Source organism: Pseudomonas sp. S2_H10 (assembly GCF_054668285.1).
Genome location: NZ_CP162754.1, coordinates 1,013,606 through 1,033,938, shown reverse-complemented (window position 1 = coordinate 1,033,938; position 20,333 = coordinate 1,013,606). Strand labels below are relative to the sequence as shown.

Below are 20,333 nucleotides of genomic sequence, written 5' to 3'. Positions count from 1 at the left end.
TCGCCTTGAAAACATCCTCTACCCACACCGCTGAAAAGTTTGATACCTCACGCGCCAACGAGTACGCCAGGCAGAGCCGCATCGCGTTGGCCGGCTATGACGCCTGCCACGATCTGGCCGCGTGCATGCTGGCAGCAAGCCTGGGCAGCACCACTTCGGCGAACGTACTGGTGGTTGGCGCGGGCGGTATGGCCCAGGAAATCATTGCGATGGCCAGGCTGGAACCGAATTGGCGCTTCATGGCCGTTGACCCCTCCGCGCCAATGCTCGAAGCCGCGACGCAGCAACTCCAGGCAAACGACCTGCTTGCCAGGACGGACGTGCATCCGGGGCGTGTTGAAGACTTGCCGGCCGATGAGTCATACGACGCGACCACCCTGATCGGGGTGCTGCATCATCTGCCGGGCGATGACGCCAAGCGCGAAATCCTGCGGTCCATCCATGCTCGTCTGAAGCCCGGTGCGCCGTTGATTGTGGCGGGGAATCACTATGCTTATGCCAGCCAACCGTTGTTGCTCGAAGCCTGGGGGCAGCGCTGGCGCCAGCATGGAGCCAGCCCGGAGGAAGTGAAGGTCAAGCTGGGCAAGATTCTGCAAGGCGCCGATCCCCCGCATTCCGAGGCGGCGGTGCAACAGCTGTTGCACGACTGTGGGTTCGCTGAGGCTACGCGCTTTTTCAGCAGCCTTTTCTGGGGGGCGTGGTTGACGTGTAAGACTTGTTGATGGGGGTTGGTGTTTGGCGGTTGCTGATTGTGATGGGATTGTAGTGTTTAAGTAGTCATATATGACCAACTGATACCATTTTATACTCAATAAAGGCCTTATATGACCATTTTGCTTAGTAGGAGTTTTTCAGAATGTACTATCTTTGTAAAAGGTCATATCTGACTAAAGTGGAGCGATTTACTGATATAATTGGTCAGGTATGGCCATTATCGTAGATTTTGAGGGCGCCCATGTCTTTCATGCACTTGCTCTATTCGCCGGCTGAGATCGCCAGGAACGTTGGAGAGAACGCGAAGACACTTCGTCTCTCAAAAAACCTCTCCCGGAAGACGCTCGCCGAAAAATCGGGGGTGTCTGAGTCCACCATCAAGCGATTTGAGATGACCGGTTTGGTGACCTTGGAGGCTCTGATTCTTGTTGCCACCGCTCTTGATGAGCTTACTTGCGTGACCAGACTCTTCAAGCCTGAGCATCCGAAGTCAGTTGATGAACTCAAGAATGCCAAGCGCAAGCGGGGGATGAGGTAATGACGAAGGAGTTCAAACGCACCGAAGCTCTGAGCGTCATGAAAAGCGGCGCTAAGGTCGGGGAGCTCCATAAAGTCGAAGGGAAGGGGATCTACTTCGCTTACGATCAGGGGTGGCTCGCCACTGGCTACAATCTCTCGCCGCTCACGATGGCCTGGGACGAAAAACCACAGCTTGCCAAAGACACAAGCCTCTTCGAAGGGCTCCATGGACCATTCGCTGATTCCCTGCCAGATGGTTGGGGCATGCTGCTGATGGACAGGTTCTTCAACAGCACCTTCGGTGACGGCACCCATCTCACTGTCACTGCCCTGGATCGCCTGGCCTACATGGGTGACCGAAGCATGGGAGCTTTTGAGTATCAGCCAGAGGCTGAAAAAACAGAACTGGCTGGTCCTATTGATCTCTGCCAGCTGTATGAAGCGTCCATCGAGGTTCAGGAGGGCGGGACCCAAACAGTGCTCACCAAACTACGGCTTGCCGGTGGCTCACCGGGTGGTGCTCGTCCAAAGGCGATTGTGGCTCTCTCTGCCGATGGAGCCAATGCAACCTCGGCCTTCGGGCCTCTTCCCGAGGGCTATGCACACTGGATCGTCAAGTTCAGAGCTTTGCACGAGCCGGTGGAAACAGGGGGCATCGAGTTCGCCTATGCAGAGATGGCCAAGGCAGCCGGGGTCACCATGGCTGAGTCGAGGCTCTTGAATATGCATATGCCCAACGGCCAGGTTGAGCATTTCTTCGCGACCAAGCGCTTCGACCGGGAGGGCGACCGCAGGATACACATGATGACCGTATCGGCACTGATGTATGCGAATTACCGCGCTTTGTCATCCATCGATTACCCCAACCTGCTGAAGCTCACCCAGGCGATGACCAAGAACTCCATTGAAGTCGAAAAGATGGCCCGGTTGATGATCTTCAACGCTCTGTCACATAACCATGATGACCACGCGAAAAACTTCGCTTTCCTTTGTCACGATCCTGCAACGCCTGGCGAGAAGGAAACCTGGGCGCTTACCCCCGCTTACGACGTGACGTTCTCAAACGCTATGGGTGAGCACACCACTGACTTCGGGGGGCGCACCCCGGGCAAACCGACCAGGAGGAGGATCATGGAGATCTGTAGGGATTACAAATACCTAAAAGCCGAGGATTACATCGAGCAGACCCTCGCCGCGCTGTCAGATTGGAAGAAGGTATTCACTCAATTGAAGATCCCACATAAAGCCGGCGAGTCAATCTTCAACGTCCTGGCGAAGCTGCACAAAGACTTTGAGAAGTAGCGCGAAGCTTACACGCACGCACCAAGCGTCTGCTTTCGGGGACCCAACCGCTCGATCAAGTGAATGCGCTACGCAGCCTTGTGATCACCTCGTCAATAGAGGGGCCTTGGATCTTTGGTGGCGTGGGGTTTTCACCAAACTCTCGCCAGACAAACATCGTCAGCTCTGCTCCATCCGTTGAAGAGAGAGCGTTCTCGGCATAGGCAAAGGTTTCAAGCTGCCGATAGCGGGCGTCATTCCAGAAGAGGTCTTCGACCCAGTGGTAGACCGGTATGAAATGGAAGTGGATGGGCCAGCCCGGATCATGACCAAAGCGCCCGATGTAGAGGCGCTTGGGCTGCAGTTGCCGTTCGATTGTCTGCTGAGTCCTGGCGAGCAGGACTCCCAGTTCTGCAAGTGCAGCAGACGATAGTTCTGCCAGCGATGAGGTCTGCATTTTCGTGGCTAACATCAGGTAGCCGGGCAGGGCGCTGGACAGGTGGTGGTTGATGATCCAGTGGTCGGTTTGGTGAATGATGAACTGCGGGGCAATTTCCATATGCCGTATGTCCTGGGTGAATGACACGCCAGAATAGCAACGTCACTTCACAATGTCCGCGCCTGCCAATCGCGCAGCCACTGCAGCCCCTCGGACGTATCCCCGCGCGGCCTGTACTCGCAACCTACCCAGCCGTCGTAACCCAGTTGATCGATCAGTTCGAACAGGTAGGGATAATTCAGCTCGTTGTTCAGGTCCGGTTCGTGGCGGTCCGGTACGCCGGCGATCTGGATATGGCCGATGCCGGCGAAGTCCCGTCGCAGCTTTGTCGCCACGTCGCCCTCGACGATCTGGCAATGGTAGACGTCGAACTGGACTTTGAGGTTGGCCTGGCCGACGGCCTTGCAGACGGCCTGGGCCTGGTGTTGGTGGTTGAGGAAAAACCCCGGCATGTCGCGGGTGTTGATCGGTTCCAGCAAGACGGTGATGCCAGCCTTGGCGGCTTGCGTCGCTGCGTGGCTGAGGTTTTCCAGGTAGGTTTGCTGGTGCCGGGCACGATCCGCTTCGTTCGCCAGCAGTCCGGCCATGACGTGAATGCGCTCGTTGCCCAGTACCGCCGCATATTCCAGGGCCTGGTCGAAACCTGCGCGAAACTCCGCTTCACGGCCTGGCAGGGAGACGGTGCCTTTTTCGCCTGCCGCGATGTTGCCAGGCGGGGCGTTGAACAGGGCCTGGACCAGGCCATTGTCGTCGAGCCGCTGTTTCAATTGCTGCGCGCTGTAGTCGTAGGGGAACATGTATTCCACGGCCTGGAAACCATCGGCGGCGGCGGCGGCGAAACGGTCGAGAAAGTCATGTTGGGGGTAGAGCATGCTGAGGTTGGCAGCGAAACGAGGCATGAAGACTCCTGCGGTCAAAATATCAATCTGTGGGTTACCACCGGACGCCAAAGGCCTGGTGCAATTCATCCAGCGCCGCCTGGTGCAGCGGGGTCGGTCGTGGATGGCTCATCAGCCACAGGCGTGCGGTTTCTTCCAGCTCTTCCAGGGCATAGCTGGCTTTGGACACCGAGCTTTCCCAGACCACCGGGCCCAGGCGCTCGAGCATCACGCCGCGCACCTGGTTGGCCAGCTGCGCCACACGTTCGGCCACTTTCGGTGAACCGGGACGCTCGTAGGCGATCAGCGGGATGTGCCCGACCTTCATCACTTGATAGGGGGTCAGCGGCGGCAGGATGTCATCCTCATGCCAGACCCCGGCCAGCGTCAATGCCACCAGGTGGGTGGAGTGGGTGTGTACCACGCCGCCAACCCCCGGGTTGCGATCGTAGACCTGGCGGTGCAGGGCCAGGGTCTTGGACGGTTTGTCGCCGCTGACCCATTCCCCCGCCAGGCTGACCTTGGCAATCGCGGCCGGGTCCAGGCGCCCCAGGCACGCGTCCGTGGGCGTGATCAGCCAGCCGTCTTCCAGCCGGGCGCTGATGTTGCCGGCGCTGCCCACCGTGTAGCCACGGGCATACAACGACGCGCCGACCTCACAGATCTCTTCGCGCAGGGCGTTTTCGTTGCTCATGCAGGTACTCCTGCCAGTTGCTTGAGCGCCTTGTCGAAGAAGTCCGCGGCACCGAAATTGCCCGACTTGAGTGCCAGGGCCAGCGGTTCCCCGGGCGTGCTGACGCAAGCGGGCACCCCCGGGTCGATTTGTGCGCCGATCTGTAACAGCTGGATGTTCAGCGCCTGGACCACGGCCCCGGAGGTTTCCCCTCCGGCGACCACGAAGCGCCGTACCCCCGTCTCGCGCAACCTGCTGGCGATCCGGCCCAAGGCCTGCTCGACCAGATGCCCGGCGCGCTCGGCGCCCAACTCACGTTGCACCGCCTTGACCTCATCAGGGGTGCTGGTGGCGTAGATCAGCACGGTTTGCGCATGGTCGGCGACGAAGGCCAGGGCCTCCTCGATGACCGGTTGTCCTGCCGCCAGGGCCAGCGGGTCGACACGAAAGGCCGGACGGCCTGCCTGCAGCCAGGTCGCGACCTGAGCGTTGGTGGCCTGCGAAGCGCTGCCCGCGAGCACCACTTCACCGCCTTCGACCGCAGGCACTTGGGCGGCGTCGAGGTCGCGCAACTTGCCGGCTCGACGAAAGTTGGCCGGCAAGCCCAGCGCCAGTCCGGAACCGCCGGTGAGCAGCGCCAGGTCGGCGCAGGCTTCGCCCAGTGCATGGAGATCGGCATCGGACACGGCGTCGGCGACGGCCATGCGCACCCCGTCGGCACGAAGCCGGGCGATGCGCGCTCGAATGCTTTCGACGCCGCCGGACACGCTGTCGTGGCGCAACAGGCCGACCTTGCCCCGGGTCTGCGCTTGCAGCACGCGAACCAGGTTCGCGTCGGTCATCGGCGTCAGCGGGTGATGCTGCATGCCCGACTCGCTGAGCAGTTGGTCCTGTACGAACAAATGCCCGCGAAAGACCGTGCGACCGTTTTCCGGGAAGGCCGGACAGGCGAGGGTGAAATCGCTGTCCAGTGCCTCGAGCAAGGCTTCGCTGACCTGGCCGATGTTGCCGGCCGGGGTAGAGTCGAAGGTCGAGCAGTATTTGAAGAAAATCTGTTCGCAGCCACGCTCACGCAGCCAGCGCAACGCTTCGAGCGATTCCTTCACCGCATCGGCCGCCGGTACCGTTCGCGACTTCAGGGCGATGACGACCGCGTCGGCGTCGAGCTGGCCGGCGACATCGGCAGCGGGTATGCCGATGCTTTGCACGGTGCGCATGCCGCCGCGCACCAGCATGTTGGCAAGGTCGGTGGCACCGGTGAAATCGTCGGCGATGCAGCCCAGCAGCGGCCGGGCAGGGGCATTCGACATGTTGAACTCCTCAATCCGGTTTAGCCGGGCAGGTACTCATTGATGAACTGCTCGATCACATCGGTGAAATGCTCATCCGCGGTGAAGCCCAGGTCCCGGGAGTAGGTGGCGCAGAATGCACCTGGCCAGGAGCCGACGATGCGCTCGATCGCCGGGTTGCGTTCCATGCGGATCCGTGCGGCCACTTCCTCGCCTGCCGTCTGGCGCAGGGCATCGATCATGCGTTCGACGGTGATCGACAGGCCCGGCATGTTGATCACCCGACCTTCGGTCAATTGCTCGGCGGGCAGTTCATGACCATGGATCAGGTTGCGAATCGCCTGCGCTGGCGACATCAGCCACAGGCGCGTATCGAGCGGTACCGGGCATACGCTGGGCTGGCCGTTGAGCGGTTCGCGGATGATCCCGCTGGCAAAGCTGGAGGCGGCCAGGTTGGGCTTGCCCGGGCGCACCACGATGGTCGGCATGCGCAGGCTGCGGCCATCGACGAATGCGCGCCGGCTATAATCGGCGAGCAGTAGGTCGTTCATGGCTTTTTGCGTGCCATAGGAACTCTGCGGCGCCCAGACCTGATCGTCGCGGACGCGTTCCGGCAGTTGCCCGCCGAACACCGCGACCGAGCTGGTCATCACCCATTTCGGGCAGGTGCCGAGCGCGCGCACGCGTTCGAGCATGTTCCGGGTCGCGGTGAAGTTGATGCGCATGCCCAGTTCGAAGTCGGCTTCAGCCTGGCTGGAAACCACGGCGGCCAGGTGGAAGATGCTGTCGGTGCCGGCATCGATCAGGCGGTCCAGCACTTCAGGGTCGGCGATATCGCCACACACCACCTTGACCCGGGGATCGTCGATCCCCGTGAGTTCGACCATGTCGAAGGCGACGATCTGGCCGATGGGCCGGGACTCGCCAGTACGGTCGGTGAGCGAGCCACGCAGCAACAGCGCTTCGATCAGGCGGCGGCCGAGGAAGCCGGCCGCGCCGGTCACGAGAATATTCATGAGTTACTCCAAACGTCAGCGGTTGACGAGTTTTCCGGGAATTCTGAAGACCAGCAGGGCGCCGAGGAACAAGGCACTTGCCATCACATACATGCCGATCGTGGTGCTGTGGGTTGCGTCTTTGAGGAAGCCCATCAGGTACGGCGAGACGAAGCCCGCCAGGTTGCCCCAGGAGTTGATCAGGGCAATGCCGGCTGCGGCTGCCGTACCACCGAGGAAGGCGGTCGGCAGGCTCCAGAACAGTGGCAGGGTGCTCATCGCCCCCATCGAGCCAAGGGTCAGGCCGATCATCGAAACCGTGAAGTTGTCGCTCCAGGTGGCGGAGATGAACAGGCCGATGCCACCGAGCACGGCGGTCAGCGCCAGGTGCCAGCGCCGCTCGCGCAGCCGGTCGGCGCTGCGCGACACCAGGATCATGGTCATGGCCGCTGCGGCGTAAGGGATGGCGGTGAGCATGCCCACTTGCAGGACATCGCTGACGCCGGCCTGGCGGATCAGGGTCGGCAACCAGAAGCCGACGGTGTAGAAGCCGGCGATCATGCAGAAGTAGATGGCCGTCAGCAGCCAGATGCGCGGTTGCAGGAACACCTCTTTGAGGCTGTGTTTCTGGTGGCCGGCGGTTTCCGCGTCGATGCGTGTCTGCAGCAGGGTTTTTTCTTCCCGGGTCAGCCAGCCGGCACTGGAGATGCGGTCGCTGAGGCAGAAAATCACCAGGATGCCGACGGCGATCGAGGGCAGTCCTTCGAGAAAGAACAGCCACTGCCAGCCGGCAAACCCGTGGGTACCGTTGAAGGCGCTCATGATCCAGCCGGACAAGGGCGCGCCGATCAGCCCGGACAGCGGCACGGCGGTGGCGAACAGGGCGTACATCTTGCCGCGGCGGTGGGTCGGGAACCAATAGGACAGGTAGAGGATGACGCCCGGGTAGAACCCGGCTTCGGCGATCCCCAGCAGGAAGCGCATGATGTAGAAGGACATCGGCGTATTCACCAAGGCCATGGCCGAGGAGATGATGCCCCAGGTGATCATGATGCGTGCGATCCACAGCCGCGCGCCGACGCGATGCAGGATCAGGTTGCTGGGAATTTCCACGAGGAAGTAGGCAATGAAGAAAATCCCTGCGCCAAGGCCGTAGACGGCTTCGGAAAACTGTAGATCGTCGGACATCTGCAACTTGGCGAAACCGACGTTCACCCGGTCCAGATAGGCGACCAGGTAACACAGCAACAACAGCGGCAGGATACGCCACGCCACTTTGCGGTACGCCAGATCCTCGAAGCGATCGGCGGGCACGGCGGCACCGGTTTGAATCACTGATTCAGTCATGTGTTTCCCCCATCCTTATTTTTGTAGTGGGTGACTTTGTTTTTGTCGGATTACATGATGTGGCGTTTTTTATCATAATACGTCATACGAATTCAACGCCTAAATCCAAAGAGGACGGCGGGTCTAAAATGCAGTACCGTTCACCGATTTGAGCCCAGAGATGCCTATGCCCATTCCTGACAAATCTCCCTGTGCCGCCGATGCGCTGGGGGTCCTGAAGGACTCCGCCAAGGGCACGCTGTCCGATCAGGTGACGGCGGCCCTCAAGGCCTTTATCGCCAGCGGCGAAGCGCTGCCGGGCGATCGCCTGCCCACCGAGCCCGTGCTCTCGGAACGTTTCGGGGTCAGCCGGACCGTCATCCGCGAGGCGATCTCGCGCCTCAAGTCAGCCGGTCTGGTCGAAGTCCGCCAGGGCAGCGGTACCGTGGTCAGCGAAGGTGCGCACATCAAGGCGTTCACGATTGATCTGGATGTCGGCGGGTCGATCGAGGCGGTGTTGAGGGTCACCGAACTGCGCCGCGGGATCGAAGGCGAGGCGGCTGCACTGGCGGCCCAGCGGCATTCGCCGGCGCAGCTCGAAGCCATTCATCAGGCACTGAAGGCCATCGATGCAGCCGAGCAGGAGAGTCGCGACGGGGTAGAGGAAGACCTCGCGTTCCATCACTCGATTTCCCGGGCGACGGGCAACCCGCTGTACCCGTCGTTGCACGAATTCATCGCGCAATACATCAAGGAGGCGATCCGCATCACGCGCTCCAACGAGGAGCGCCGCCGGGATCTGGCCAAGACCGTGCGGGCCGAGCATTTTGCCGTGTACGCGGCCATCGCCGCACGCGACCCCGAAGGCGCGCGCCATGCGGCGTTGAACCACATCAACAATGCCGTCGAGCGGCTCAAGAGTGCCGATCCGTCGTTCTGGCAGAACCCGGGGGCGAGAAAGTCCTAGCACCGCCTGTAGGAGCCGGCTTGCCGGCGACGGACTCAAGTGCGCCGCGGTCATCCAGGTTACACGCGTTATCGTTAACGACCATCGCCAGCAAGCGACCGCGTCCTGTCCCGGGAAACACGGGCAACGCAATACCTGTAGGAGCCGGCTTGCTGGCGATGAACTCAAGTGCGCCGCGTTTATCCAGGTCATACGCGTTATCGTTAACGACCATCGCCAGCAAGCCGGCTCCTACAAGGGGACCGCGTCCAGACCCGGGAAACACGGGCAACACAATACCTGTAGGAGCCGGCTTGCTGGCGATGAACTCAGGTGCGCCGCGGTTCTCCAGGTCACACGCGTTATCGTTAACGACCATCGCCAGCAAGCGACCGCGTCCTGTCCCGGGTAACACGGGCAACACAATACCTGTATGAGGACGCGCCTCTGCCGTTCCGGTTTCGAGCTATTGCGCTTCTTGCGACAAAGCATGAATGACATCCGCAGCCATCTTTTCAGCGCTGTTCATCCCGGCTGAAAGCTGCCGACCATCAAGGCCTGCTACCGACCCGGAGTAGTTGGCGACCAGAATAATGGCAAATTAATGGCTATGCTTTGTCTACTGACGAAACTGATCAGACGGTCCGGCAGGCTGCGCGGAAATGAACCGCAACGTGCCCTATGTCACCGGACTATTCTGCGAAGAAATTGAAAGGAACAGAACATCTGGCAAAAGTGGTTGCCGACATTCAGTTCTACACTGGAGAGCGAGGAGAATCGTGGCTAATGCTACGTGCGGTGTGTTCTCAGGTTCAGGTGTCGGCACAAAAGGTTATCTGGTTTCCGAATACCGCTTCTATTGCTCAATTTAGAAGGATTATGTTTGGAGATTGTGAAATGGATTCTTTCAGGGATAAAAGCGCCGCACAGCAAGCCATACCCACCCGTTTGAATAAGCCGCGCTCGACCAAATGGCACCGCATGTACTTTTTTCTTGCGGGATTCGACGTACTGGTTGTTGTGCTTAGCGTGCTATTGAATCACCTGATCGTCGATACCTATCACCGCTCCATCAAGGCAAACCAGTCGTGGGTCCAACAGCTGTCGAGCTATTCAACGCTGGGCAGCCTGGCTTCCACAGTCAATGCGCCGGGCAATAATGTGTTCGATACACATAATGTTGAAGCCGAATCGCGGAACATGAATGAAGCCTTGCGCGTCTTCAACGAGCATTTGGCAATGACCAAAAAACAGTTGGAAGCACGGATCGCCAATGAGGCTGAACACAGTGCAGATATCCAGGCCTTTATCCTTGCATTGAAGGATGAGGTGGGTGCCGTTGATGCCGCGATGGTCGAAATGGTGAACGAGGCCTTGCTGATCTTTTCCTACTTCAGGGAAGGGCAGTCGGATAATGCCGGCAAACGCATGGCAACGATGGACAGGAAGTTTTCCCTGTTGCTCGCCTCACTCAGTACCGTGCGTGATCGCGTTGGCCTGGTGCAAAGCAAGCTTCTGGAGGAGGAGCTTGAGTCGGTCGAAGAACTGCGCCGGGTCGAATACGCGATCATGCTGTTCGTGCTACTGATGGTCAGTGCGGCCGTTATCTACGGGGGCAAGATCAGGCGCGAAATGGAGTCGCAGGCAGCCGAAAGGGAAGGTTATCTGGCAGTGCTGCGCGAAAGCGAGAAGCAGGCCCGCCAGCAGGCATCGCTGCTGGACAAGGCCCAGGACGCCATTGTCGTTCACGGGATGGATAACCGCATCCTGTACTGGAACAAAAGTGCCGAGCGTCTCTACGGTCTGTCAAAGGAAGAGGCACTCGGCAAATCGGCACAGGAGTTGATCTACCAGGGTAGCGCCGCTTTCAATGCGGCCACTGACAGCCTGATCGAAACGGGTGACTGGGCGGACGAAGTTACCCTTCGACGCAGGGATGGCTGCACCATCACGTTCGATAGTCATCGAACACTGGTGCGAGACGATGATGGCCAGCCGCAATCCGTTCTGTCGATCAATACTGACATCACCCACCGCAAGACCGCTGAGCAAGAGGTCCAGCGTTTGGCCTTCTACGATCAGTTGACCGGGTTGGCCAACAGGCGGCTCATGTTGGACCGGTTACAGCATCTGCTGGCGGGCAGCCCCCGTAGCCTGCATACGAACGCGATCATTCTCATTGACCTGGATAACTTCAAGGCACTGAACGACACGCTGGGGCATGACAGAGGCGACATGTTGCTGCAGCAAGTTGCTCTGCGCCTTTGCGGCTGCATACGCGAGAGCGACACCGTGGCTCGCCTGGGCGGAGACGAATTCGTCGTCCTGCTGGACGGCCTGAATGAGAATCCTCCAGACGCAGCTATCCAGGCCAAGGCTATTGGCGAAAAAATTCTCGACGCTCTGAACATTTCCTACCAGCTGGATGGATATGAGCACCACAGCACCCCCAGCCTCGGCATTGCGCTGTTCCAGGGGCAGATGAGCACGGTGGACGATATTATGAAGCGCGCTGACCTGGCGATGTATCGCGCGAAGGCGGCGGGCCGCAATACCATGCGCTTCTTCGATCCGCAAATGCAGGCGGTTGCCACGGCACGCGCCAGACTGGAAGTGGACTTGCGCCGAGGCCTGCAGGACCACGAATTCCTTCTTCATTACCAGCCGCAGGTGAATAGTGAGGGCCGTATCATTGGCGCAGAGGCACTGATGAGATGGCAGAATCCCGAGCGCGGAGTCGTGTTTCCAGGAGAGTTCATTCCATTGGCAGAGGAAACGGGGTTGATTCTGCCGTTAGGCCGTTGGGCGCTGCAGGCTGCCTGCACTCAGCTGGTTGCCTGGGCAAAGCATTCGCATACCGCCCGACTGGGTATGGCTGTGAATGTCAGCGCCCGCCAGTTTCACCATCCGGACTTCGTCGAGGAGGTACTGCAAGTACTGAGATGCACGGGGGCCGATCCGAAGAAGTTGAAACTGGAACTGACCGAAGGCCTGCTGGTAGAGGATATGGAAAGTACTGTCGCCAAAATGATCGAGTTGAAATCGATCGGCATAGGTCTTTCGCTGGATGATTTCGGAACCGGCTACTCGTCACTGTCATACCTGAAGAGCCTTCCGCTGGATCAACTCAAGATCGACCAGTCCTTCATCAGGGATGTGCTGGTTGATCCCAACGACGCCGCCATCGCCTGCGCGATTGTGAGCCTGAGCCAGATATTGGGGCTTTCGGTGATTGCAGAAGGTGTGGAGACAGAAGCTCAGCGCACCTTTCTGTTCAAGCATGGCTGCCAGACCTACCAGGGCTTCCTGTTTTCCCCGCCACTGCCAGCCGAACAATTTGAGGCGTATGTTCACGAAAGATCAATGGCGAGCACTGATTTCCAGGACCAAGACTAAATCGCCATAACTTCGCAGGTGCCTGGGAACGTCCGCTTTCGGCTATCAGTGACATTACCGTGTTTGCCCTGCGCTCGCTGCACGCTGCCAGCCTCGTCGTCATTGGGTCGCTTTTTTAGCTTGCTGAAACGTTTCATCAAGTTTATAAAAATGGCACAACTCCAAGAAAGGCTGCTGCCATGACCCCGATCAAACTCTTTGTTGCCTTCAGCGCACTGTCCGGTGCCTCCCACGCCATGGCCTGGGATTACGTTCTGCTCGACACCGACAAAGCCGCGCAGAACTGGCAGATCACCAGCGAGCAACTCGGCATAAAAACCGACAAACCCTTCAGCGTTACCCTGCGCACCTTGCACGGCGGTCGGCAGGAGGGCGTCAGCATCGTCGACATCGATAACGGCACGATGAAACTCTCGGTAGTGCCGACTCGCGGAATGAACGTCTTGCAGGCATCGGTCGGCAATGTGCGCATGGGCTGGGATTCGCCGGTCAAGGAAGTGGTCAATCCGTCCTTCATCGAACTCAATGGTCGCGGTGGTCTGGGTTGGTTGGAAGGTTTCAATGAGCTGGTCACCCGCTGCGGATACGAATGGGTCGGCCACCCCGGCGTCGACAACGGCGAACTGCTGACCCTGCACGGTCGGGCCGCCAACATTCCTGCGAACACAGTCACACTGCACATCGATGAAAAACCACCGTACGCCATCACCCTGCGCGGCGAACTGAAAGAGCAGGCGTTCAAGAAGGTAGACTTCTCCGTCGCGACCGAACTGGTCACCGAATCCGGCAGCGTCGTGTTCGCCCTCAACGACACCCTGACCAACAACGGCGACTATCCGAAGGAATACCAGGCGCTGTATCACAGTAACTTCAGCAACCCGTTCCTGGAGGAGGGCGCTCGTTTCGCCGCGCCGGTGAAACAGGTATCGCCGTTCAACGACAAGGCCAAGGGCGATCTGCCCGACTGGCAAACCTACCGCGCACCGACCAGGGACTACGACGAAACGGTCTACAACGTGGTGCCGTATGCCGATGCCAAGGGCGATACGTTGACCGTGTTGCATAACAAGGCCGGCAGCCTGGGCGTTTCGGTCGGCTTCAATACCCAGACACTGCCCGTGTTTTCCCTGTGGAAAAACACCGATACCCAAGGCCAGGGCTATGTCACGGGGCTGGAGCCGGGGACAAGTTTTTCCTACAACCGCCGTTATCAGCGGCCACTGAACCTGGTGCCAACAATTGGGCCGAAGGAACACAAGCAGTTCCGCATCAGCTACAGCTTGTTGGCGGACAAGGCGGCTGTGGATAAGGCCTTGAAGCAGGTGAGCGAAATTCAGGGTGGGCGGGAGACTGAGGTGCGGCAGACGCCGTTGGTTGATCTGACCAAGGGGTGACACCGGCTGGAGCATTGTCGGCGGATGTTGCAGCCCTCGGCCAAATGTTCGCCTCTGATCCCCTCGGCTTGTTCAAGGTCCGCCAGCGTGCGCGCGACCTTGAGCAGTCGATGGGCTGCTCGCAACGATTTGGTCACTGTCCGCTCCTGGCCGTTTTCTGTCTGTCGCGAAGGGCAGTAACCGACCCAGGCTGTGTGAAAACGTTTTAGAGCGAGTTTGACCGTCAGGATCGCAACGAAAAACGCGATCCTATGCAAATTTCAGAGCGGCTGGACAACCAAACGCTGGCAGATTTTACGTAGAAACGCGGACTTCAAAACGGTGCATGTGTTTTCACACAGCCTGGACCCATAGCTGCCTTTCAGTATCAACTGATTTGGCCGATTGTTGCCTGGTGCCAAGGGTAAAAAAGCCCGCTCAATGGCGGGCTTCGGAATCGGCTTTTCCTATAGCGCGTGGCCCAAACTCTTGCGGAGTTCGACCTCCAGTTTTCGACAAACTTCTGCGATAACGTTTTTCCCGACTGCCGGCCCGGAGTAGCTGTTTACTTCCTCGCGGCATCGTTCGGCGGCCTCTCGGACCTGCGTTATTTCCTTGTCTTGCGATGTGTTGCTGACGTAAAAGCCGAAAGCCAGGCACAACGTGATGGCGATAATGATTCCGATGACGATCTTGCTGTCCAGGCCGATTCTCTTTTCTGACGGTAGTGGCCATCCCGGTGGGATGCGTATTTTTTGCCCGAGGTCAGATTTGCAGTGTTTGCAGATGATGGCTTCAGCCATGATGACTTCCGCGCAATATGGGCAACTCTTTTTTCCAGCCTCCACAGATGAAACTCCTTTTTCAAAACAGGATTCTATCATTGGGCCTGAGGGGCGTTGAGGGAAGCGTCGCTGTTTTCCACCAAGAGATCTTCTGGGCTCGCAATGTAACGCCAGCCTGAATCGCTCCCAATCTGTCTGGCAAAACAAAATCCGATATTGAATGAGTGCTTCTGGCCGATTGCTGCCCGTCACGAGGGGCAGCAGTCGACCCATAGCTGTCGTTCACCAGCGGAAAACTGCTCCGCAACGGACTTCTGAAAATAGCTCGGCGGAGAAATCAAAAACCTTCATCAGATCGTCGAGGTTTCAAGCGTATCGGCTTCATTGAACAGTTCGCGCATCACCACCACGAACGCTTCAGCCGGGCGGGATGGGTTCTGGGTTTGCGACGAGGCGATCACGACTCGTTGCGGTGGGATGCTAGCGTCAAATGGGCGACACACGATGGGTCGCCCGTCATAGCTCAAGTCTCCAGCGGGTCGAGTGACGAGAATCGACACTCCGTGCCCATGTGCCACGAGTGAGCGCACCATTTCCACCGAGCGCAACTCCATAATGACATTGGGCTCTACACCGCCCGAGCGGAACAGTGACAGGAAATAGTCGCGACTGTGAGGCAGGTCTAGAAGGATGAAGGGCTCGGTTTGCAAATCCTGAATACACAAGCTGGCTTTTGCTGTCAGATGATGCCCTTCGGGCAGCAGCACATAAGGTGATTGCAGTCCCACCGCCTGTAGCTTGACCTTACGAGCCAGGTTCATGTCATAGATCAGCGCTAAATCAAGGGTGCCGCGCTCCACCCGTTCGATCAGTTCCTCGGTGTCACCTTCGACAATGGCGACTCGTACCTCAGGAAAACGCTGCTTGAAGCGCTCGACCATGGTGGGGACATGTCGCGCGCCCAACGTTGCAAAGCAACCCACCGAAAGGTCCCCCACCACGCTATCAGTCTCCTTGGCAGAGAGCTGCGCGGCACTTTGCAGTAGCTGCCTTGCTTGCTGATAACGGCGGGTTCCGGCGGAGCTGAGTTCGATCCCTTTCCCTGGAATCCTCACGAACAAGCGCTCATCCCATAAGGCTTCCAACTCCGCAATCGCGTTTGATATCGAGGGTTGGGACACACTCAGCGACTTCGCCGCATTGACAGTACTTCGACATTGGGCCGCTGCTACAAAATATTCGATTTGCCGAAGGCTGAAGTGAATCATTATTTTTAATTCGCTGTATCAACAGTGCATATTTTTAATTATATACCCCGCCGCTTAACCTCAGTCCATCCACAGCCTGTGTCCTTCCAAAAAACGCGCTGATCTGGCGCAGATGCTGCTCTAACAATATCGAGGATTCGCCCATGGCTCGTTCAACTGCGCCTGTTGCACCGAGGTCGGTAATTGAAACCCGCTCCATCGATTACATACCGGAAAACGAGCGCCATGGCAGCGTATTCGGTCAGTTCACACTGTGGCTGGGTGTGAACCTGAACATCACGGCCATCGTCACCGGGGCTTTGGCGGTGGTGCTGGGAGGCGATGTATTCTGGTCGTTGATTGGCCTTCTGATAGGCCAAGTACTTGGCAGCATCGTCATGGGCCTGCAAGCCGCCCAGGGGCCGGCGATTGGCCTGCCACAGATGATCCGCAGTCGCGTGCAGTTCGGTGTCTATGGTGCGGTCATTCCGCTTGTACTGGTGAGTTTGTTGTACGTGGGGTTCTCGGCGGGCGGCACGTTGCTGGCCGGTCAATCGGTGGCGAAAGTGCTATCGATCGCGGACTGGCAGGGCATCATTCTGTTCGGCCTGGTAACCCTGTTGTTGGCGACCCTTGGGTATCGCACCATCCACTCCATCGCCAAAGTAGCCAGCGTGGTGGGCGTCGTTGCCTTTATCTACATGTTCGGTGCGTTGCTGGCCCGGCACGATATCCATGCGCTGCTCGACAATCGTCACTTCGTCGCTGCCAACTTCGTGTTTTCGATCTCGTTGGCAGCCGCCTGGCAGATTTCGTATGGGCCATACGTAGCGGACTACTCCCGATATTTGCCCAGTCAGACGTCCAAGTTGAAGATCTTTCTGGCTGCATCGCTGGGCACAGTACTGGGATCACAGGCCGCCATGACCTTCGGTGTGTTTGCCGCAGCCCTCGCCGGAACCGCCTTCTCGGGCCATGAGGTAGAGTTTGTCGTCAGCCTGGGCTCGACGGGTGTGTTGGCCACGATCCTGTATCTGGTGGTCGGCTTCGGCAAGATCACCATGATGACCCTCAACGCTTACAGCAGCTACATGTCCAGCGCGACCATTGTCAGCGCGTTCTGCGGCGTCAGCAAAGTGTCTCTGGCCCATCGCTTCATCTATGTGCTGGGAATGGTGTCCGTTGCAGTGCTGATTGCCCTGGCCGGTTCCCACAGCTTTATCAGTGCGTTTTCTTCCTTCCTCATTTTTCTCCTGGCGTTCATCACCCCCTGGAGCGCTATCAGCCTGGCCGACGTGTTCTTCGTCAACGGCACGCGCTATGACCTGGCAGCTCTCAATGATCCCGCTGGCCGCTATGGCCGTTGGAACTGGCCGGTTATTGCCACCTACTGCTGTGGGGTGCTGATGGAGTTGCCGTTCATTTCCAGCGGTTTCTACACCGGACCGGTCGCCCGTGCGCTGAACTATGCAGATGTTTCCTGGGTGGTCGGCCTGCTGGGTACCGGAATGCTTTATTGCCTGGTCAGTCGGCGAATGGCCGCCAGGGTGCCACCGTCCCTGACGCCTGCTCTCGACAGCAAAGCCTAACTGGATTGCCAATCCAATCAGCCTTCACTCCACTCTCAGGTAGTCTTTTCATGACATCGGATGAATCCCGCTTCGCACTCGAAAACTTGCCCGGCGACCCATACGCAATGCTGTTGCACTGCGCGAACCGCTGGCCGGACAAGGAGGCGCTCGTATTTGACTCCATACCTCAGCGGCTGACCTTCAGCCAATGGTTGCTTGCTTCCCAGACACTGGCCTGTGCCTTGCGGCGGCGCGGGATTCAACCCGGCAGCTCGGTGGCATTGTGGGCGGAAAACAGAATCGAATGGCCAATCGCGCAGGTCGCCATCGCTGCCATTGGTGCGGTGCTGGTGCCGGTTAATACGCACTTTCGCGAGGACGACCTCCTGCATGTGCTGGACCACAGTCAGTCGGTGGCGATCTTGCTTTCCGCGCGCTTTCGCTCCAGTGACTATCTGTCCATGACACTGGACACTCGTAACCGGTTACCCCTTCTGCGCGACGTGATTTGCTTCGACGGACCTGAGCTTCACGCTGAGAATTGCTGGAGTTACACAGCACTGATGAGCGAAGGACCGCAGCTGCCATTTCAGGCGTGGCCCTGGTCGCCTCGCGAGCTGGCCAGCATCCAGTACACCTCCGGCACCACAGGGCGGCCAAAGGGCGCTGAACTGTGCTTCGAAGGCATGTTGATGAATGCACGAGGCACCGTTGCGCGGCTGGCCGTTACCGCCGAGGATCGCTGGACTTCCATCATTCCGCTATTCCACTGCGCGGGCTGCATTATGAATGTGCTCTCAGCGCTGGCCGCAGGGGCTACGTATGTGGGGGTCAGTGCCTTCGATGCCGAGCGAATGTTGCACCTCGTGGAGGCCGAGCGCTGTACGCTGCTGACGGGCGTTCCCACCTCTTATCTGGCCATGCTGGAGCACCCGCGACGAACACAGTACGACCTTGGCTCGTTGCGGGCGGGTACTTGCGGTGGTGCCGATTGCGACCCAGCTTTGCTCGAACGCTGCGCGTCTGCGTTCCCGATTCCAGGCCTGGTGCAGGTGTACGGCCAGACCGAAGCCAGCACCCTTATCGCTTTAGACAGTTGCGAGAGTGCGCAGCGATTCACCACCGCCGGCATGCCATTGCCAGGCATGCAGGTGCGCGTGTGTGATCCGGACAACGGCCAGGTGCTGGCCTGCGGTGAGACCGGGCAGGTTCAGGTGCGCGGGCCCATGGTGATGCTCGGTTATCATCGTGACCCGCTGGAGACTGCTCGTTGTATCGACCTCGATGGCTGGATGCAGACGGGGGATCTCGGACGCGTTACCGCCGATGGCCGAGTGGAACTTGTGGGAGGACGGTTACGCGACATGATCATCCGCGGTGGCGAGAACATCTACCCGGTGGAGGTGGAGAACCTGCTACGCGGCCACCCGGCGATCACCGAAATCGCTGTATTTGCCATGCCGGATCCTTTCTACGGCGAAGTGGTCGCCGCGGCGGTCGAGTTGGGTGGGGCGCTCTCCGCTGCGCAGGTGAAGCAAGCGTGTGCCGGAAAAATCGCTGGGTTCAAGCATCCATCCAGGGTGTTCAAGGTCTGCCAATGGCCCATGACGTCCAGTGGAAAAATACTCAAGCGCGAGCTGAAAGCCCAAGCCATGGCGATGCAGCTGGAGGAATTGCCATGAGCACACCGATCATCGGCCACCGGCATCACTGCGCATTCGTACCAGGGCTTCAACAGACGGCTGCCGCCATCGGTAATGCCGGGGTGCAGGTGGTATCTACGCCGGCACTTATTGCTCTGCTGGAGGAAACGGCGGGCAGTGGCGTTCAGGCTTTCTGCGTTCCGGGATGGGGCACGGTTGGCACTAAAGTGGATATTGCGCATTTGAGCCCGGCCTGGCCGGGCATTGAGGTCCAGTGCGAAGCCGTGCTGGAGTCGACCAAGGGCCGCACGTTGAGTTTCGCGGTGAGCGCGAGCCAACAAGGGCGGTTAGTGATGCGCGGCCATCACGAACGAGTGAGGGTCGACCTCAACCGCTTCTCCATACCGCAACCGATCAGCGCGGGCGAGCCAATTGAGTTTTTTTTCGATTTTCACAGTCCATGGTGTTACCTGGCTATGCCGCGCTTGCGAGAAATCGCCGCTGCCCATGGTCGAGCGATTCATTGGCGGCCTATGCACTTGGCTAACCTGATCGATCACATCGGGGGGCGGCGACCACTGGAAGCATCGCCAGCATTTGTGCGGTGGTTTCAGCAGGATTTGCAGGATTGGGCTCGACTGAGACGCTTGACGCTAAGCTACCACCCTCAGTTTCCATTGCGGCCTTCCCGAGCTTTGCGTTGCAGCTTGTATGCAATCGAGAAGGGAAAGGGCGTGGAGTTCATCTTCAACGTGATGCGAGCTTACTGGAGTGAAAACCGGGATATCAGCGACCTGGAGATCCTCGGCGATCTGGCGATTGCAGCAGGCCTGGACCGAAGTGCAACTATTCAAGCTGCTTCCGATGAGCGATTCAAACTGGCACTGGAGGCTAACAACGATCAAGCCGTGCAGGTAGGCGTTTTCGGTGCTCCGACCTTCATCGCCGATTCGAAGCTGTTCTGGGGCAATGATCGGCTGGAAATGATGGGAGATTATCTAGCCCAGAGTAACGGTCAGAACAATTAGTCCCTGGCGATGGAGGAGCGTTGAATCAGGCTTAAAGAGTGAGAAGGTTTCTGTATTGCTTCATTTGACGAACCGCTCCTCAATTCATACCCGGGAGCAAGTCGACTGACTGCTTATGGCCGATTGCTGCCTGTCGCGACGGGTAGGCACGGGAAATTTCAGAACCATCC

At 58.8% G+C, this 20,333-nt stretch carries 16 protein-coding genes and 2 pseudogenes; 9 read left to right on the top strand and 9 right to left on the bottom strand.

Annotation, left to right across the window (positions count from 1 at the left end; genetic code table 11):
* The first annotated feature begins 5 nt into the window (after positions 1-5).
* The 3 genes from AB4O16_RS04535 to AB4O16_RS04525 all read left to right on the top strand — a co-directional run bounded on the left by AB4O16_RS04535 (position 6) and on the right by AB4O16_RS04525 (position 2,535).
* A complete protein-coding gene (locus AB4O16_RS04535; protein ID WP_460157121.1) occupies positions 6-722 on the top strand; it encodes a class I SAM-dependent methyltransferase in 717 nt (238 codons plus the stop codon).
* Between the two features lie 233 nt (positions 723-955).
* Positions 956-1,252: a helix-turn-helix domain-containing protein gene (locus AB4O16_RS04530; RefSeq protein WP_160385882.1), complete on the top strand. Its 297-nt coding sequence runs from the start codon at positions 956-958 to the stop codon at positions 1,250-1,252.
* A complete protein-coding gene (locus AB4O16_RS04525; RefSeq protein ID WP_460157120.1) occupies positions 1,252-2,535 on the top strand; it encodes a type II toxin-antitoxin system HipA family toxin in 1,284 nt (427 codons plus the stop codon). Before AB4O16_RS04530 ends, AB4O16_RS04525 begins: the two co-directional genes overlap by 1 nt.
* 55 nt (positions 2,536-2,590) lie before the next feature.
* Here AB4O16_RS04525 and AB4O16_RS04520 read toward each other — a convergent pair whose 3' ends face one another.
* The 6 genes from AB4O16_RS04520 to AB4O16_RS04495 are packed head-to-tail and all read right to left on the bottom strand — an operon-like array spanning position 2,591 to position 8,195.
* Positions 2,591-3,073 carry an HIT family protein gene (locus AB4O16_RS04520; protein WP_460157119.1) on the bottom strand — a complete coding sequence of 161 codons (483 nt, stop codon included), beginning with the start codon at positions 3,071-3,073 and terminating at the stop codon, positions 2,591-2,593.
* Between the two features lie 47 nt (positions 3,074-3,120).
* A complete protein-coding gene (gene otnI / locus AB4O16_RS04515) occupies positions 3,121-3,912 on the bottom strand; it encodes a 2-oxo-tetronate isomerase (RefSeq protein WP_460157118.1) in 792 nt (263 codons plus the stop codon).
* Between the two features lie 34 nt (positions 3,913-3,946).
* Complete coding sequence (gene otnC, locus AB4O16_RS04510) at positions 3,947-4,585, bottom strand: 3-oxo-tetronate 4-phosphate decarboxylase (protein WP_160385878.1); 639 nt, start codon at positions 4,583-4,585, stop codon at positions 3,947-3,949.
* Positions 4,582-5,874, bottom strand: a complete 1,293-nt coding sequence (gene otnK, locus AB4O16_RS04505; protein ID WP_160385877.1) for a 3-oxo-tetronate kinase — start codon at positions 5,872-5,874, stop codon at positions 4,582-4,584. Before otnK ends, otnC begins: the two co-directional genes overlap by 4 nt.
* A gap of 20 nt (positions 5,875-5,894) precedes the next feature.
* Positions 5,895-6,869 (bottom strand): D-erythronate dehydrogenase, encoded by a 975-nt coding sequence (gene denD, locus AB4O16_RS04500; protein ID WP_460157117.1) that lies wholly within the window; start codon positions 6,867-6,869, stop codon positions 5,895-5,897.
* Positions 6,870-6,884: 15 nt separating this feature from the next.
* Positions 6,885-8,195, bottom strand: coding sequence for an MFS transporter (locus tag AB4O16_RS04495; RefSeq protein WP_460157116.1), 1,311 nt, complete (start codon positions 8,193-8,195; stop codon positions 6,885-6,887).
* Between the two features lie 160 nt (positions 8,196-8,355).
* On the opposite strand from AB4O16_RS04495, the gene AB4O16_RS04490 reads away from it, so the two are divergent.
* The 3 genes and pseudogenes from AB4O16_RS04490 to AB4O16_RS04480 all read left to right on the top strand — a co-directional run bounded on the left by AB4O16_RS04490 (position 8,356) and on the right by AB4O16_RS04480 (position 13,910).
* The gene (locus AB4O16_RS04490) at positions 8,356-9,141 is read left to right on the top strand and encodes a FadR/GntR family transcriptional regulator (protein ID WP_460157115.1); all 786 of its coding nucleotides are present in this window, start codon (positions 8,356-8,358) and stop codon (positions 9,139-9,141) included.
* Between the two features lie 876 nt (positions 9,142-10,017).
* Positions 10,018-12,526: pseudogene (locus AB4O16_RS04485) on the top strand (putative bifunctional diguanylate cyclase/phosphodiesterase).
* Positions 12,527-12,695: 169 nt separating this feature from the next.
* Entirely contained in the window at positions 12,696-13,910 is a 1,215-nt protein-coding gene (locus AB4O16_RS04480) for an aldose 1-epimerase family protein (RefSeq protein WP_460157114.1), read from the top strand.
* A gap of 20 nt (positions 13,911-13,930) precedes the next feature.
* On the opposite strand, the pseudogene AB4O16_RS04475 reads toward AB4O16_RS04480, so the two are convergent.
* The 3 genes and pseudogenes from AB4O16_RS04475 to AB4O16_RS04465 form a co-directional block, all read right to left on the bottom strand.
* Positions 13,931-14,047 (bottom strand): annotated as a pseudogene (locus AB4O16_RS04475) (magnesium chelatase subunit ChlI family protein); the annotation flags it as partial.
* A 309-nt stretch (positions 14,048-14,356) separates the two neighbouring features.
* Entirely contained in the window at positions 14,357-14,692 is a 336-nt protein-coding gene (locus AB4O16_RS04470; RefSeq protein WP_178120835.1) for a hypothetical protein, read from the bottom strand.
* 332 nt (positions 14,693-15,024) lie between these two features.
* The gene (locus AB4O16_RS04465) at positions 15,025-15,942 is read right to left on the bottom strand and encodes a LysR family transcriptional regulator (RefSeq protein ID WP_160390301.1); all 918 of its coding nucleotides are present in this window, start codon (positions 15,940-15,942) and stop codon (positions 15,025-15,027) included.
* A gap of 143 nt (positions 15,943-16,085) precedes the next feature.
* Between AB4O16_RS04465 and AB4O16_RS04460 the strand changes: the two genes are divergently transcribed.
* Genes AB4O16_RS04460 through AB4O16_RS04450 form a run of 3 tightly spaced genes read left to right on the top strand, consistent with a single transcriptional unit; the run spans position 16,086 to position 20,163 of the window.
* Positions 16,086-17,510, top strand: coding sequence for a purine-cytosine permease family protein (locus AB4O16_RS04460; protein WP_460157113.1), 1,425 nt, complete (start codon positions 16,086-16,088; stop codon positions 17,508-17,510).
* 50 nt (positions 17,511-17,560) lie between these two features.
* Entirely contained in the window at positions 17,561-19,174 is a 1,614-nt protein-coding gene (locus tag AB4O16_RS04455; RefSeq protein WP_160390299.1) for a class I adenylate-forming enzyme family protein, read from the top strand.
* On the top strand, positions 19,171-20,163 hold the full coding sequence (locus tag AB4O16_RS04450) for a thioesterase, FlK family (protein WP_160390298.1): 993 nt from the start codon (positions 19,171-19,173) through the stop codon (positions 20,161-20,163). The genes AB4O16_RS04455 and AB4O16_RS04450 overlap by 4 nt, the downstream gene beginning before the upstream one ends.
* Positions 20,164-20,333: the final 170 nt, after the last annotated feature.